At 45.8% G+C, this 15,667-nt stretch carries 11 protein-coding genes; 8 read left to right on the top strand and 3 right to left on the bottom strand.

Going from position 1 to position 15,667, the window contains the following annotated elements; translation table 11 throughout:
• Nucleotides 1-107: 107 nt before the first annotated feature.
• Nucleotides 108-2,534 carry a TonB-dependent receptor gene (locus tag MYF79_RS29270; RefSeq protein ID WP_247811395.1) on the bottom strand — a complete coding sequence of 809 codons (2,427 nt, stop codon included), beginning with the start codon at nt 2,532-2,534 and terminating at the stop codon, nt 108-110.
• Between the two features lie 340 nt (nt 2,535-2,874).
• Here MYF79_RS29270 and MYF79_RS29265 point away from each other — a divergent pair, with 340 nt between their 5' ends.
• Nucleotides 2,875-3,639: an SDR family NAD(P)-dependent oxidoreductase gene (locus MYF79_RS29265; RefSeq protein WP_247811394.1), complete on the top strand. Its 765-nt coding sequence runs from the start codon at nt 2,875-2,877 to the stop codon at nt 3,637-3,639.
• A 1-nt stretch (nt 3,640) separates the two neighbouring features.
• The gene (locus MYF79_RS29260; protein ID WP_247811393.1) at nt 3,641-4,618 is read left to right on the top strand and encodes a helix-turn-helix domain-containing protein; all 978 of its coding nucleotides are present in this window, start codon (nt 3,641-3,643) and stop codon (nt 4,616-4,618) included.
• Nucleotides 4,619-4,735: 117 nt separating this feature from the next.
• On the opposite strand, the gene MYF79_RS29255 is transcribed toward MYF79_RS29260, so the two are convergent.
• Complete coding sequence (locus MYF79_RS29255; RefSeq protein WP_247811392.1) at nt 4,736-5,113, bottom strand: hypothetical protein; 378 nt, start codon at nt 5,111-5,113, stop codon at nt 4,736-4,738.
• A 109-nt stretch (nt 5,114-5,222) separates the two neighbouring features.
• Here MYF79_RS29255 and MYF79_RS29250 point away from each other — a divergent pair, with 109 nt between their 5' ends.
• The 6 genes from MYF79_RS29250 to MYF79_RS29225 all read left to right on the top strand — a co-directional run bounded on the left by MYF79_RS29250 (nt 5,223) and on the right by MYF79_RS29225 (nt 14,233).
• Complete coding sequence (locus MYF79_RS29250; protein ID WP_247811391.1) at nt 5,223-6,299, top strand: helix-turn-helix domain-containing protein; 1,077 nt, start codon at nt 5,223-5,225, stop codon at nt 6,297-6,299.
• 126 nt (nt 6,300-6,425) lie between these two features.
• Nucleotides 6,426-8,567 (top strand): outer membrane beta-barrel family protein, encoded by a 2,142-nt coding sequence (locus MYF79_RS29245; RefSeq protein ID WP_247811390.1) that lies wholly within the window; start codon nt 6,426-6,428, stop codon nt 8,565-8,567.
• Nucleotides 8,568-8,821: 254 nt separating this feature from the next.
• Nucleotides 8,822-9,271: a MauE/DoxX family redox-associated membrane protein gene (locus MYF79_RS29240; RefSeq protein ID WP_247811389.1), complete on the top strand. Its 450-nt coding sequence runs from the start codon at nt 8,822-8,824 to the stop codon at nt 9,269-9,271.
• Between the two features lie 96 nt (nt 9,272-9,367).
• On the top strand, nt 9,368-9,685 hold the full coding sequence (locus MYF79_RS29235; protein WP_247811388.1) for a hypothetical protein: 318 nt from the start codon (nt 9,368-9,370) through the stop codon (nt 9,683-9,685).
• 143 nt (nt 9,686-9,828) lie between these two features.
• Nucleotides 9,829-10,860: a hypothetical protein gene (locus MYF79_RS29230; protein WP_247811387.1), complete on the top strand. Its 1,032-nt coding sequence runs from the start codon at nt 9,829-9,831 to the stop codon at nt 10,858-10,860.
• Nucleotides 10,861-11,281: 421 nt separating this feature from the next.
• The gene (locus MYF79_RS29225; RefSeq protein WP_247811386.1) at nt 11,282-14,233 is read left to right on the top strand and encodes a glycoside hydrolase family 9 protein; all 2,952 of its coding nucleotides are present in this window, start codon (nt 11,282-11,284) and stop codon (nt 14,231-14,233) included.
• Nucleotides 14,234-14,373: 140 nt separating this feature from the next.
• On the opposite strand, the gene MYF79_RS29220 is transcribed toward MYF79_RS29225, so the two are convergent.
• The gene (locus tag MYF79_RS29220; RefSeq protein WP_247811385.1) at nt 14,374-15,471 is read right to left on the bottom strand and encodes a hypothetical protein; all 1,098 of its coding nucleotides are present in this window, start codon (nt 15,469-15,471) and stop codon (nt 14,374-14,376) included.
• Nucleotides 15,472-15,667: the final 196 nt, after the last annotated feature.

The raw sequence follows: 15,667 nt of genomic DNA, 5'->3' as shown, positions 1-15,667 counted from the left end.
ATAATAAAAAAGCGCGATCGTTGATTAAACAACAACCGCGCTTTAATTGTAACTATCTTTTTAGATATAAAGCCGCTACTTTTTTAGGAATAAAATAGCTGCTTTTTTTAGAAGCGGTAACCTATTGTCATGCGGAAGTTACGGCGTGGTTCCACAATGTAGCTGTAATACCCGGATGCATTTGCAGGCAATGAAGCAGCAGTAAGCAGTTTACGATCGTCCAGCAGATTGTTTACGAGGACGCCTACAGTGTATTTCCCTTTGGAATAGTTCAGGCCTGCGTCTGTACGGAAATAGTTAGGAATGTTGGACTTCTTGGTATTTGTTCCTACAGCACGTTCTGCCTGCCACTGAATACCGGCGGAAGCACCGAACCCTGTGAATATTCCATGGTCAATACGGTAAGAAAGCCAGCCATTGGTAACATGTGCAGCCGTATTAGGCGTGATGTTGCCTACAGTTGTTTTGCTTGCCTCAGTAGTAGGCGCTTCTTTGGTTATCTTGGAGTCAGTATAGGCATAGTTGATATTCACATTCAGGCCTGGCACAATTTCACCATTGATATCGGCTTCGATACCCTTTGTAACGGTTTCGCCAAGTGCAACAGACACCGGAGCGCCGCGGCTATCGTTAATGCCAAGTGCTACCTTGGCGTTCTGACGGGCAATGCGGTAACCCGTTAATGAGGCTACCCAACGGCCATTAAAGAATTCTTTCTTAATGCCCGCTTCAATATCATTACCCCTGATTGCCTTGAATGCCTGCAGGTTTGAATCCAGTCCTGACTGTGGCACGAACGACTGATCATATAAGGCGTATACGGAAGTTGATTTGTCAATGGAATAGCTCAGACCAGCGCGGGGAGAAAATACTTTGTCTTTCATTTCGGCTGCTTTAGATTTTCCTACTGTTTCTGCATAAGTGAATCGCAGTCCCAGCGACAAGCGCAGTTTGTTATCAAAGAAACCAAGTTCATCCTGCGCATATACAGATGTATAATTCACGGATGAAATATAGGCGCTTGCCCCAGCCCTGGTCCTCACACTTTGTGAGCGGTCTATAACAGGAATTGAGTCGAACGGAATACCATATACAGGATGATACACATTGAAGATGGAGTCTTTCAGGCGAAGCTGCGGTTTCAGTGTACGGAAGTCGCCCCAGAACTTCTTATTGCCCATATCAATTCCCGCCAGGATCCTGTGACGGACGCCGCCGGTATATTCCTCTCCTGAGAGTGACATCTGTGCAAACCGGTTTTCACCGGCTTCATCGCCAACACTGAAATAGCGGCTCATGTTGCCGTTTCTGCCTACACTATCCGCCCATACACTGTTGGCCACCATACTGAAATTAAAATAAGCAACCTGTGCGTGTGCCTGCCATTTGTCGTTCAGCTGATGATCTAAATAAACGTAAGCACTATGATCTCTGAGGCGGCCAGGTTCCAGGGAAGGATCTCCATAAAAGAAGTCGTTGGAAATGCCTTCGTCCAGCAATTTGTTTCTGGAGAACTGGTAGTTACCATTGCCGAGATATTTGGAACCCTGGAAAGTATATTCCAATGTGATCGATGTTCTGTCGTCTACGTTGTATTTAATCACAGGTGCAAACAGGTAACGATTGCTGTAATTGTATTTGGTATAAAAGTCTTTCTGCTGACCGGCAACGTTCAATCGGTACAACAATTTACCATCTTTACTCAGCTTACCGTCAAAGTCGAGCGCTGCACGATAAGTACTAAAGCTACCCATGCTGATATTAGCAGCACCTTTCGTGATACCGGTAGGCTTTTTGGTAACCACGTTATAAAAACCACCAGGCTCGCCGGCAGCCAACATGAAGCCTGCAGGACCTTTTACGAACTCAATACGTTCTATCATAGCTGCATCTTCTGCGGTCGGCCCCCAGCTGGCTTCGATGTTCATGCCATTGCGGAAAGCGGGGATCTTGGAACCTCTCATCCGGATCTGCGCATACTGGTTGTCCCAGTGCCCTACACGGGTAGCGCCGCTCACATTGCGGGTAATGCCATCCACGATGTCGAAGGTCTGCTGGTCAGCCAGCAGGCTGGCAGAGATCACCTGGATGTTCTGTGGTATCTCCAGCAATGGCGTTTTCAGGCGCAGGGAGCCCGATACTGCGTCGGCTTTATATTTATTCCTGGTACTGTTGATGATCACTTCCTGCAGCTGTTGGTTGGAAGCTTCCAGCTGGATAGTAACGTTGATGATCTCATCCTGGGCAAGGTCTACTTCTTTGGTCACCACCTTGTAACCGATCAGCATCACCTGCAGCGTGTAGTGGCCGGGATGCATTCTCTTAAACAGGAATTCTCCTTTTTCATTGGTCAGTGTACCCCTGTTTTTTTCCTTGATCTGTACTGCTACAAAAGCGGCAGGACTACCATCGCCGGTAATGACGGTCCCTTTAATAGCAGAAAGCGGTTCATTGATAGAATAGGCATGGGTGCCGGTGAACATGGCACATAGTAGACACAACAATCCGAACAGTTGGTTAAATTTAGTATGCATATAGGCTGATTAGCTGATGAATGTATTATTCTGAACGCGGCGCAAATCTAAAGGAGGAAGCAGGGGATGGTTTATCAAATTGGGAAAATGGTTTTCGCAATGCGGAAAAAATGATATACGGTGCCGACTGGTCGTAACTGTTGGCGTTCATCATACCAGGTCGTGTGAACCAGCTGCATTACTATAAAGGCATTGTATTGAAACAGTGGATAAAAGTGAACATCCAAACTTAATAGCTGTAAATCAACCCTTATTTGAAATTTGCAAGTAATGGATTGATATGCTCAACGATGGATCTTTTATCCTGTGCGAACTTTGTTCCATCAAAATCATAAGCAAGATGGAAAATAAGAATAAAATAGCTTTGATAACCGGCGGTAGCCGTGGTTTAGGAAGAGACATGGCGCTCAGGATCGCAGAAAAAGGAATTGATGTGATCATCACCTATAACAGCAGGGAAGAGGATGCTCAGAACGTAGTAAAGCTGGTACAGGAGAAAGGACGCAAGGCAGCGGCCCTGCAGTTAAATACAGGGGATATTAAAAGCTTTGATGTTTTTTTTGCTCAGTTGAAGAAAGTACTGACTGATACTTTTAATGCAACCGGCTTTGATTTCCTTATCAATAATGCCGGCGTAGGACGTAATGCACCCTTTGCAGAAGTGCCGGAGCAGATGTTCGATGAACTGATGAACATCCATTTCAAAGGTGTTTATTTCCTCACACAGGGAGCTTTGGCTTTAATGAATGACGGAGGTGGTATCATCAATATATCTTCCGGACATACCCGCGTAACCATTCCAAGGTATTCCGCATATGGTTCTATGAAGGCGGCTGTGGAGGCAGTTACCCGCTACTGGGCTGCTGAACTGGCGCCAAGAGGCATAAGGTCGAATGTTATAGCGCCGGGAGCAATTGCGACAGACTTTTCCGGAGGTGTGGTGAGAGATAATCCGGAAGTGAACAAGTTTGTACGCGAAATGACAGCCCTGGGACGTACAGGAGTGCCGGAAGATATTGGCGGTGTGGTAGCCTTCCTGTGCACAGATGACGCCAGGTGGATCACCGCCCAGCGCATAGAGGTCTCCGGAGGAATGCGCATCTGATATGCCAGCGACGGTCACCAAACGGAGATCTGGTAAAAGTGCTACCTTTAAGGTAAAGGTTGCACCGGATATGATCTCTAAATCATCTATAACGGATTTTTACCGGAACTCACAAGCGGAGTATCCTGCCGGTATTGAGAAAGAAGTGGGACATTTCAACATATTCGAAATAGAGAAGCTGTTTGATAAGAAAACAGGCTCGCGCATCATGCCTTACAGCAGGCGATCTTATTATAAGGTCAGCCTGCTGAAGGGCAGGAGCAGGGCCGAGTATGCAGATAAGGTGGTGGATATCCGGGAGGGCGCTCTGCTTTTTGCTACTCCCAAGATACCCTATCACTGGATCCCAGAAGATGGCAACCAGACAGGCATGTTCTTCATCTTCACGGAAGATTTCCTGTCCAGGAATAAAGTGGGCGTTATAGTAGATGAACTGCCGATATTCCGGCCTGGTGCATTGCCAATATTTGAACTGACAGAGGACGAGCGGACAGAACTGGAATATATCTTCAGAAAGATGCAGAAAGAGCTGGCTTCCGATTATGTTTATAAGTATGATCTGCTGCGTAACCTCATCCTGGAAGTGATCCATTTCGGTCAGAAATTGCAGCCTATGTCCGTGCTCGACCCGGTTCACAGCGCGTCTGAAAGAATATCGTCCCTGTTCGTGGAATTACTGGAGCGCCAGTTCCCGATAGAATCGCCGGAGCAAAGGCTTAAGCTCCGTGCGGCTAAAGATTATGCTGACAGGCTGGCGGTACATGTCAATCATCTGAATAAAGTCTTGAAAGAAGTAACCGGCCAGACCACTACCGATATCATCAGCAAGCGTATTGTCCAGGAAGCGAAGATCCTGTTAAAACAGACAGATTGGAGTGTTTCTGAGATCGCTTACACTTTAGGGTTTGATGACCCGGCGCACTTTTCGAATTTCTTCAAGAAACAGGCTTCTTTTTCGCCGGTGGCATTCAGGTCATAAGAAATGTACTGATAAAGTAAATCCCTTTTAAGACTTTACTTAAAAGGGATTTTTATTTGCACCATGAAATGGTATTCAGGTTGCATCTGGCTACAATCATCGTCGTGCCTACTCACCTTAATATTTAATGGACGCCAGTTGATACAAGGCAATACTTTCAATTATCAATAATATCAAAAGAAAGAGAACCAATACTCTTTGCCGGTAGTTAAATTTCCGAAAGGGTATGATGCCGGTTAAAAAAGACAGTAACAACGATATCAAAGGAAAAATAACCAAATTAACCAGGCCAATGGCATAGGGAACTTTCCAGTCCGACAGGAAGGACGGTTTGGTTAAAGTTGCATTATCCGGAATGGTAACAAAAGCGATTACAATGCTCAGCAGTGATACCAGGATGGCAAGAACGAACAATATCATTTTCAATTTATTGAAAGCATTCTTTTGAGCAACGTCTTTTTCTTCGGATGTTAAATCGAGTAGATCTTCAGTCAATTTTCAAGCATTTGGTAATGAAAATAAAGCTAATATAAGCTTATCTTTTCTGTGTGCCATGTCCCCTATAATTATATATATTTGCCCGTGCCCATTAACACCCATCCTCATGAATATCAGCCAGCAAATATTGTTTTTCCTTAGTGCCCTGGGAGCGTTTAACGGTTTGGTACTTGGAATTTACATCCTGTATAACAAGCGAAAATCCATTCCATTTCTCCTTTTGGGGATCCTGTTGCTGGCCATTAGTATTCGTGTGGCTAAATCAGTATTTATCTATTTTAATCCCCAGCTGCCCAAGATATATCTGCAGGTGGGGCTGTCGGCGTGTTTCCTGATCGGTCCATCCCTGTATTACTTTTTTAGGGCCGCCATGGGACGGGTCGCCGCAATACCGGCCAACTGGAAACGGGAATGGGGGGTGCTGCTGGGATTATTGGTGGTAGGTGGTGCTGTTTTCCCTTATCAGACATGTCCCAACTTATGGAACCACTTTGTTGCCCGGCTCATTTACCTGGTATGGGCCGCTTATATAGTAGCTACCGGCGTTTTACTGTGGAGTACATTAAAGACCTTTTTGGTGAACCGCTCGGCATTAAATGCTACGGAGCAGTTCTGGCTGTGGGTATACGGATCTAATTGCCTGCTTTATGTGGTTTACCTGCTGGCCTTATTGCGGTATATATACGGTATATATATCGGCGGAGGTATTGCCTTCTCTTCAATCCTGTATCTCACTATTTTCTTTTTCGTAAAAGGCGGCAAGATGGATCAGCTACTCACAGCTCCGGAGCTGGCCTCTTTCAATAAACCTGAAAAGAAGAAGATAGCTGACAATGATGCCAGGGCCTGGGCAGAGAAGCTGGGACAGGCCATCATGGATAAAGCGCTGTATAAAGATCCCAATCTTAAACTCAGTGACCTGGCACGGGCTATTAATATCCCTGCTCACCAGTTGTCGCAACTGCTGAACGATAACCTGGGTAAAAGCTTTTCTACCTACATCAATGAGTACCGCATCAATGAAGCCTGTAAACTGATCGCTACGAAAGAACACCTGACATTTGAAGCCATCGGCTACGAGGTGGGGTACAACTCCAAGTCTACTTTTTATACTGCTTTTAAGAAGGTCACAGACACCACTCCAGCACTATTTAAAGAAAATGCCATGAAAACCACTGATTGATAATGTGTTGAAAACCTGAAGTTTATAATTTTGCCGCCGTCCGGATTTATAAATCAGGACTCCTGATTTGAAAAGCAAAACCACAGGTGTTGGAACCCTTACTACGTTTGGGGAAACCTATAGTCGATGGCGAAAGTCTTTCCCTTTTTTTGTTTTCTTATGATGCTTTGCCTGTTTACCCAGGCGCAGGACTCAACAATCAGCACCCGACAGTTGCAGGCCGTGGAAGTGAATGCAAACCCTCCGTCCGTGAGGCAGCAAGCCGATAAGCTGGTGATAACGGTATCGGGCAACCGCCTGTTTAGAACAGCTGTCAATGGCTTTGATGTATTGAAAAAGGTTCCCGGCCTTGAGATAGGAGGGGACGGTGCCCTCTTACTATATGGCAGGATCACACCGGCGGTTTTTATTGATGGTAAACCAGTGCTGATGAGCCCAGAAGCACTGCAGAACTACCTGGCAGGTCTTTCATCGGACATGATCGCGTCTATCGCGCTGATCAATAACCCGTCTTCCCAATACGACGCAGCATACAAAGCAATTATTGACATACGCCTGAAGCAGGATATTACACTGGGCTGGAGGGGAAATATCAGTTCCAGTCTACAGCGGAATGCTCATACCTACAGCGATAATCAGTTGCAGCTCACCTACAAAACCTCTAAAATCACCTATATGACCCGGCTGGGTTATACGAAGGGTACCACGATTTACCGGTACTCGGCTTTACAGCACCTCGCAAGTACTGATATCCTGACCACCAGTACCAGGGTGCCCACCACTAATAATAACTTCAGCTATCAGCTGGGAGCGGATTATAATTTTAAGAAGGATCAGCATATTGAATTGCAGTTCAGCGCTTACCTGATAAACCGGGATGCCTATGCATACAATACGCTTCATGCAACAGATGCTACAGCGCAGCACCTTGTTTTTAATACAAAAACCGAAAACCGCTATGATCCAACCCAGCGTAATTATCTTGTTAACCTGAATTATGCCGGACAGTGGGGAAAGACCCAATTGCAGTTGTTAGGTTCATTTGCACAGGCCAATACCCGGCAGCAGGAAGATATACAGACGAGCGATATCATCAGCAAAATGCTGGAAGATTACTGGAAAACAGCCTTACAGCAGGACATCCGTATCCGTACAATCCAGGCGGACCTTTCAAGGGAAACCAGCTATGGTACTTTCCGTACAGGCAGCAGGTTTGCATTCACATCCACCCGGAATGCCATTCATTATGACACACTGAACAAAGAGCACATTTTCGTACCGGATAGCGGACGGTCAAACAACTTTCATTACGACGAATATATATCCGCAGCATACCTCTCTTACGAAAGGAAACTGGGCAAATTTGACCTTTCAGGAGGCCTTCGTGTGGAGCATACCCATAGCGTTGCAAATTCTATCACCCAACAACAGGTAACCAGGCGGAATTACCTTACCTGGTTGCCGGGTATAAATGCGGCTTATACTATTAGTGAAAATCAACAGATAGGCCTATCTTTTGCCCGCCGCATCACCCGTCCTAATTTTACCCAGCTGAACCCATTCAGGTTCTATAACAGTCCATTAAATTATGTAGTAGGCAATCCTTATCTCCTGCCTTCTAAAACAAATACGCTGGCTTTAACTTACACCATCAGGTCATTTACATTCACGTTGAATGCCGGCCGGGAAACAGATGCCATGCTCAGATACCCGGAGTATGACACTGTTACCAATGTGCTGGAATATCTTGGCAAGAACATGCCCCATAAAGATTTTGCCACGATTACAGCCAGTATTCCCTTTACAGTTACAAAATGGTGGAGAATGCAGCATAATATCAGCAGTGATTACAGAAAGGAGCAAATACCCTATCACGGCGTTACCTATGCCGTGGGAGTAACAGACTTTTCTATCAGAGGAAGCCAGGTATTTACTTTGCCTAAACAATTCACATTTGATGTATATTATTCCTACCGCTCACGCAGTGGTATCAGTCTTTATATTGCGAAGCCGCTGTGGAATGTTGATATAGGGCTGCAGCGCAGCTGGCTGAAAGGGAAGCTGAATACACGGATCAATTACTATGACATGTTCAATAGTACAACATTCACCATTGTGTTCCGTCAGAAGCAGATCATCAATAACCAGCTGTCTCACTGGTATGGCCAGCAGCGGGTAGTGCTCTCGCTTAATTACAGCTTCGGAAAATCCACTTATAAAGCGAAACAGCTCAATAAGAACGAGGAAGAGAACAGGGCAGGATTGTAAAGGAACAGCAATGACCTGAATGTCTGTGAATGTACTGTTTCCCTATACTTAAAATTCAGGGCGCACTGCGTCCTGAATTTATACTTATATACTAGCTACCTGAAAAAGTATTGTAATTCTCATCGGCTTTTACTAATTTTATCGAGTAGATAACCACGTGAAACTGACTTGTTGACCAAAAGACAAATCCATTACAAAATCCAATGAAACACTAAGCCCCCGCCAGCTTTCTTTCATTCTGTATTGATTTCCATATGAAACTCAGAGCGCTCAATTTAGCCATTGAAGCAATTACTGCCGTATTGCTACTACTCTGGATCTACACCGGCCTCAGTAAACTGATCCAATTTGACAAATTCAGATTTGAAGCCGGCCGTTCTCCTTTTCTGCAGCACATTGCGCCGCTGGTAGCTGTCATGGTGCCTGCAGGCGAACTGCTGATAGCTGCAATGCTGATCTTTAAACCCACACGGGTAGCCGGCCTGTATGCATCGTTATTCCTGATCACACTATTTACAGGATATGTGTATACCATGCTGCATTATGCCTACGATCTGCCTTGCAGTTGTGGCGGCATCATCGAGCTGTTAACCTGGGAGCAACACCTGGTAGTTAACCTTATGTTTACGCTGCTTACTGTAATCGCCATATTGCTGCAAAGCCGGCTGACGATACTTAACAGGCAGAATATGTCATTGTCTTAACTCTTTTATTGCAATAAAACAGGACCCTCTCCTCTTGTATAAGTAGGGGCAGCCTATGATGGCTGTTTATTATTTCTTAATCTTAAAAGCGAACACATGAAAAAGATGAAATTCAGTTTTGCTGCATTGGTAGCCGTAGCTGCCATTGGATTAACAATTTCTACTAACGCAGGTACCATCATTAAAAAGACACAGGATGTCTGCTACCGGACAGTGACCATTCCGGGACTTCCGGCCGATCGCACTGCAACCTACGGCGGTAATCTCATCCTGTCATTCGGCAACACAGTAAAGAGTGTTGCAGATCCCAACAGTGCTGCCAACTGCAGTGGCGACTCCTATTTCTGTTGTGCAACTACATTCCAGTCACAGGGGAAGACTTACGTTTGGGAGGTATTCCTGACGGACCTGTAAGCTTTCTCTATTGCTCATAGTAGCAATACCGTTAAAGTAAATGCGATGCAACGATGCCGGGTGGCGATCAATTGCCCGGTCTCATATTAATTTACAGGGACTACTTCCGGGGTAGTCTCTGTTCTCCTCTTTTGCTTTAGTTTATGAAACGAACTATCATATTCATCAGTTGTACGATGATGGCAGCATTCGCATGTTTGCTTGTACTGGTGGCTGTATCGGGTATGCCGAACGATAAGAAGAACGGCTTTGACAGGCAATGGATTAAAGTGAATGTCCACCGGCAGCTTTCATATCAATTGCCACTTAGGGCTGAGCGATTGTTTGGCTGGGGAGACAGCCTGTATTTATCCGAACCTTCCCATCGGCAGGTATACCGCCTTGACAGCAAGCTGCACATCAAAGACACTGTGCTGCTCAATGTAAGTAAACAACTCCGGCCCCCTGTACATTTTTTTGCAGATGCCGCTCACATTTATGTGCATGAATACAATAGCGGGAAGCTGTTTAGCAAAGGCTTGCATGCAATGGTGTTTGACAGTATAAAATTATCTGCGGGCCCTTTCGTGAAGTCGCTACAGTTATCAGATTCTTTCGTAGTGATAAGAGGATTTGTTCAGGGGAGTTTTCAACCTGTGTTTATGCGTATCAACATGCATAGTGGCGAACAGCGCACATCCGATCTCTTGTCGGAAAAAGCGGATGCAGGTTTTTCTACCGATGGGATCTTGTGCAGCAATACGAAAAAGGACCGCCTGTTTTATATACCTTATTTTGAGAATGGTATTTATTGTATGGATACCGATATGCAGCTGCGCTATAAGCAGCATACCATTGATACCGTTTCTTATAATAATATACAGGTATCGGGCAGGGGGACTGGTCCCATGCAGAAGTTGTATGCGTCCTCGCCCCGCGTTAAGGTGAATAAGCGTGCCTTCGCGAATGACCGCGTACTATTCATAGAGTCTGATTTGCGGGCGGACAATGAGCTGGAAAATACGTTTAAACAATATCCGGTACTGGATACCTACAATCTGGAAAATGGCAGTTATGCCGGCAGTTTTTATCTTCCGGTAGACAAACGTGAGGTGCTGTCCTATCATATCAATGCCGGAAATTTGTATGTTCTCTTAAAAGACCAGGTGATAGCATTTGCAATGGACTTGCCCTGATATGCTGCCTGTATATAAGTGTCTATTGTACAATATACACCATGGGATCCCTTTATTGAATTAATATTTTTTTAAATGAGTGCTTGGTTATCGCATATAATTCCCGTAAACTTGTGGAATCATATTGTTCACCTTGCCAATGGCAAAAAAGATGCTGCTTTCTTTCTCGCCGTTGGTATAAATCCTAAACCCATTTAACCGGAAATTTCTTCTGAAAACCATATCAAGCTAATATTTAAGGATATTCAACTGGCAATGCTCAACGGCATCAGGTAAGTATCAATGGAGTGGTCATTGATGCATAATATCCGCGTATCTGTATAAAGTCCGTTTCCCTCTCCTGGTCTGCTGCAACCTGCAGCAGCGACTATACCTTTTTATTTTCAGTTGATCCAACAAGTACCTTCAAAATTAAAAGACCATGAAAAAAAGATGTAGTCTGATTGCTGCCATTCTACTAATGGTATCCCTCAAACTAACCTATGCACAGAATTACAATTATGCAGAAGCATTGCAAAAGTCGATGTTCTTCTACGAATGCCAGCGTTCTGGCCAGCTCCCTGCAGATAACCGCGTAAGCTGGCGCGCTAATTCGGCGATGAATGATGGTAGTGATGTCAGCCACGACTTGACTGGTGGCTGGTATGACGCGGGGGATCATGTTAAGTTCAATTTCCCCATGGCCTTCTCTGCCACTATGCTGGCATGGGGAGCGATAGACTTTCCCGGGGGATATAATGCCGCAGGGCAGATGAAATACCTGAAGAGCAATCTGCGTTTTGTAAATGATTACTTTATTCGCTGCCATACTGCTCCCAATGAATTGTACGGGCAGGTAGGTAACGGTGGTACCGATCATGCCTGGTGGGGCGCAGCTGAAGTAATGGCCATGTCCCGCCCTTCCTATAAGATCGATCAGGCGCATCCCGGCTCTGACCTTGCAGGTGAAACCGCTGCGGCGATGGCAGCGGCCAGCATTGTATTTAAGACCGACGATCCTTCCTACAGCGCTACATTGCTGAGCCACGCTATACAGTTATACAACTTTGCTGACAACTACCGCGGGAAGTATTCCAGCGCCATCACCGATGCTGCTGGTTATTATCAGTCATTCAGTGGTTACAATGACGAACTGGTATGGGGCGCTATATGGTTATATCGTGCTACCGGCGATGCAGCGTGGCTGGCAAAGGCGGAGAGCTATTATGCCAACCTGTCTTCAGAACCTCAGAGTACTATTAAATCCTTTAAGTGGGGACTTGCCTGGGATGATAAGTCTTATGGCTGTTATGCCCTGCTGGCAAAGCTCACAGGTAAGGCACAGTATAAAGAAGATATAGAACGTCACCTCGATTACTGGACAGATGGTTACAATGGGCAGCGTATTACCTATACGCCAGGCGGCCTGGCATTCCTGGATGTATGGGGCGCTTTAAGATATGCCATTAATACCAGTTTCCTGGCCACCTATTATAAGGATGCTGCTACCACTACCGCAAAGGGAACAAAGTACTACAATTTTGCCCTGCGGCAAATGAACTATGCACTGGGCAGCAATCCCCGTAATCGTAGCTATGTATGTGGTTTCGGTACTAATCCACCGGTTAATCCCCATCATCGTACTGCTCATGGCTGCTGGTCCAATAACCTGAATGGTCCTCCCGCCGCAACAAGACATACGCTATATGGTGCCCTGGTAGGAGGCCCGGGAAATGATGATACTTATACAGACGATCGCTCCAACTATGTGAACAATGAAGTAGCCTGCGATTATAATGCTGGTTTTTCAGGACTGCTGTCGAAGCTTGTGGAAGATTATGGCGGAACGCCCCTGGCAAATTTCCCGCTTGCTGAAACGCCTTCAGGAGAGTTCCTGATAGAGGCAAGGCTGAACGGCAGCGGCAATACTTATACTGAATGGTCTGTATGGGTGAACAATCATACTGCCTGGCCGGCGCGTATTGCCTCCAAACATGCTTTCCGCCTGTTCATTGATATTTCTGAGGGGCTGAGTGCCGGCTATTCCCCGGCTAGTTATGTTGTTTCGTCTAACAATGCAGATGTTACCTTTACTCAGTTAAAACCATGGGATTCTGTTCAGCACATCTACTACACTGAAGTAACATTCAATAACAGTATTAAGATCTGGCCCGGCGGACAGGGGGAATCGAGAAAAGAATCGCAGATACGTATACGACTGCCTTATGAGGCCAGTGCAGCTGCCTGGAATCCGGCCAATGACTGGTCGTCAAAAGGCCTTGATGGCACGCTTAAGGAAGTAGCTACCATTCCGCTTTATGTAGATAATGTACTCGTATATGGCAGTACTCCGACGCCTGCCGTGGTGGTACCTGTTACGGGTGTAAGCGTCAGCCCTGCAACAGCCTCACTGGATATCAATACTACCCTGCAGCTCAATGCCACAGTAGTACCTGCTAATGCTACCAATAAAAACGTGACCTGGACTTCCAGTGCACCGGCGATTGCTGCTGTAAGTAACACAGGGCTTGTAAGCGCACTGGCTGCAGGTAAGGCTACCATCACTGCCACTACAACCGACGGGGGCTTTGTGTCCAACTCAAGCCTTACAGTTACTAACGTGGTTGTGCCTAAACAATATACTGTCACCACAGCTGTAAGCGGTTCGGGCGCTGTTTCACTCAGCCCTGCAGGAGGTATCTATCCCGAAGGTACACAGGTGACCATTACCGCTACCCCGGCCAGTGGCTATAAGTTCAGTAACTGGAGCGGCGCCGTATCAGATACTATCAATCCTGTTAAGATCACAGTAACTGCTAATGTATCCATCACGGCTAACTTTACTCCAAACGCCAACCAGGGAAATTGCAGTGATCCATCGCCGGTAATGCTTCCATTTAAGAAAGATGGCACGGGAGAATATTGCTTCGTTATCTCCGGCAATATTTCATACATCAATTCATGGAACCTGAGCCTCCTGGAGATCAATGGCGTTAACCTTACCAATACCTGGTCTAATAGCCTGCCTGCAAGAGTGAATGGCAATTATTATGTGCATTATATAGGCCCCTATGGATGGTCGCATTTCGAGGCAGCAGGAACGGAGGCAGGTGCAAGAGCTACGCTTGCAAGCAGCACTGTTCCGTCAAAATATACCACTGCTGTTTATCCTAACCCGGTTACAGAGCATAGCTTCGCCATCCGCGTAGCCGATCCCGCTATTACGGATGTGATAGTGACGCTTACAGATATGTCTGGTAAAGTGGTATTGAGGAAGCGTGCAAAAGCGAATGAAACGTTTAGGATTGATCCTTCCGTACTGGCAGGTATCTATCATGTTGAAGTAGCCAGCGGTAAGAAAAAGGTGATAAGCACAAAACTGATGATCCAATAGGAATTTTTATATAGAACAGTCAACTGAAAAGTATGGAGCCTTCAAGTCGCAGGATTTGAAGGCTCTTCGCTTTAGATCTTTTGAAAATGGAGTTGTGGTATGCAAAAGCCCTATTATTACTAGTGGCCGGGGTATGCTGTTCAGGCTAGCTGGCCATATTGACGCAGGATCTGAATAGTATTCTCCACAACTCCCCTGGATGTCATAGCATATTGCAACAAGGTCTGCTCGTTTTCGTTCTTTAGTGCGGCGATTTCCCGTTTATAATGTTTCAGGAAAGGATGTAACAGGTCCTGTTCATTCCTTCTGACCAGGTGGAAGACCATTTCAGGTGTGCGGGTGATGATCAGTTTTAACAGCCAGTGGGGTTTAATAGAAAAGAATGCCCTGAAATGTTTTCTGGCTTTTTTACTGGAAGAAAAGCCGTTTAAGAGGTTCTTTATGATGGCAGGGGTGATGTTTGCCTGCACGGGGTCCAGATAAGATTTTAGTTGTTCCTGTTCAAAAGGGACAATCAGGGTCAGGAACCGGGGATCGAATTCGATAATCCGGGTGAAAAAGGAAGTGCTGAGGTCTTCATGAGTAGAGCCGAAGATGTGCCAGCCGAAGCCCATCATCTGCAATATTATTTTCTCCTGGAGGTCTTCGACTCCGGGAGATTTTTTCAGGCAATTCATGAATACATTAAAAGGATGCAGGTCACCTTGCATCGCTTCAGTGATGGCCGTATTTTCTGCTACCCAGGTAAAGATCCTGTAGCAATAGTGATATTGCTCCATGGTCTTCAAGTATCCATAAGTGCCGAAGGCACGCGCCAGATATATGCATAACCATGAGACAGCAATCATTCCTCCATTCCCCCAATATGCTTTTTGTGTGTTGAGGTCTGCGCCCGCCACGATCGTTGTTTTGATGATGTCAGCGGCACTTTCCAGGTCTTCCTTTGTACTGGCATCGGCAAGCTCCTGGACAACCATGGCCAGGTTGTGTGAACCCAGTTCATAGTTTCCGAGCAATCTGGCAGAGGCGCCCTTTTGCACCAGCTGCTTTAATAACTGGGGGTCAGTTGTGGTTTCAAAGATGGTTCTAAACTGTTCGTCCAGCTGCTCGGCCTCCGCTTCAGTAAGAGATGCTCTGATGGCTTTCCAGACAGCTTTTTCTTTTTCCAGATCTTTGCGCGCTGTGCTGATGTGTTTTTTTATCTCAAGAAAGGAAGAGATAGGGAAATCCTGTTCCATAGTTTCGTTATGTTACATTTCTGGCCCGAACCCCTGGCATTCTACCTGGAGGTCTCAGCACAGTTGGGTTGGTGGAACAAGTATCGTGTTTTTTTTGTATTAAACCTAGCGGAAATTGCGGGTATCAGACAGCCCATCTATCTTCTTAGTCTGACGTAATTGATGATAGCCCGATGCATACAAATATTGCATACAG

Origin of the sequence: Chitinophaga filiformis (assembly GCF_023100805.1) — a bacterium.
In the GTDB taxonomy this organism is placed as follows: Bacteria; Bacteroidota; Bacteroidia; order Chitinophagales; family Chitinophagaceae; genus Chitinophaga; species Chitinophaga filiformis_B.
The sequence above is the reverse complement of the archived record's forward strand: the minus strand, read 5'-3'. Positions and strand labels throughout refer to the sequence as shown.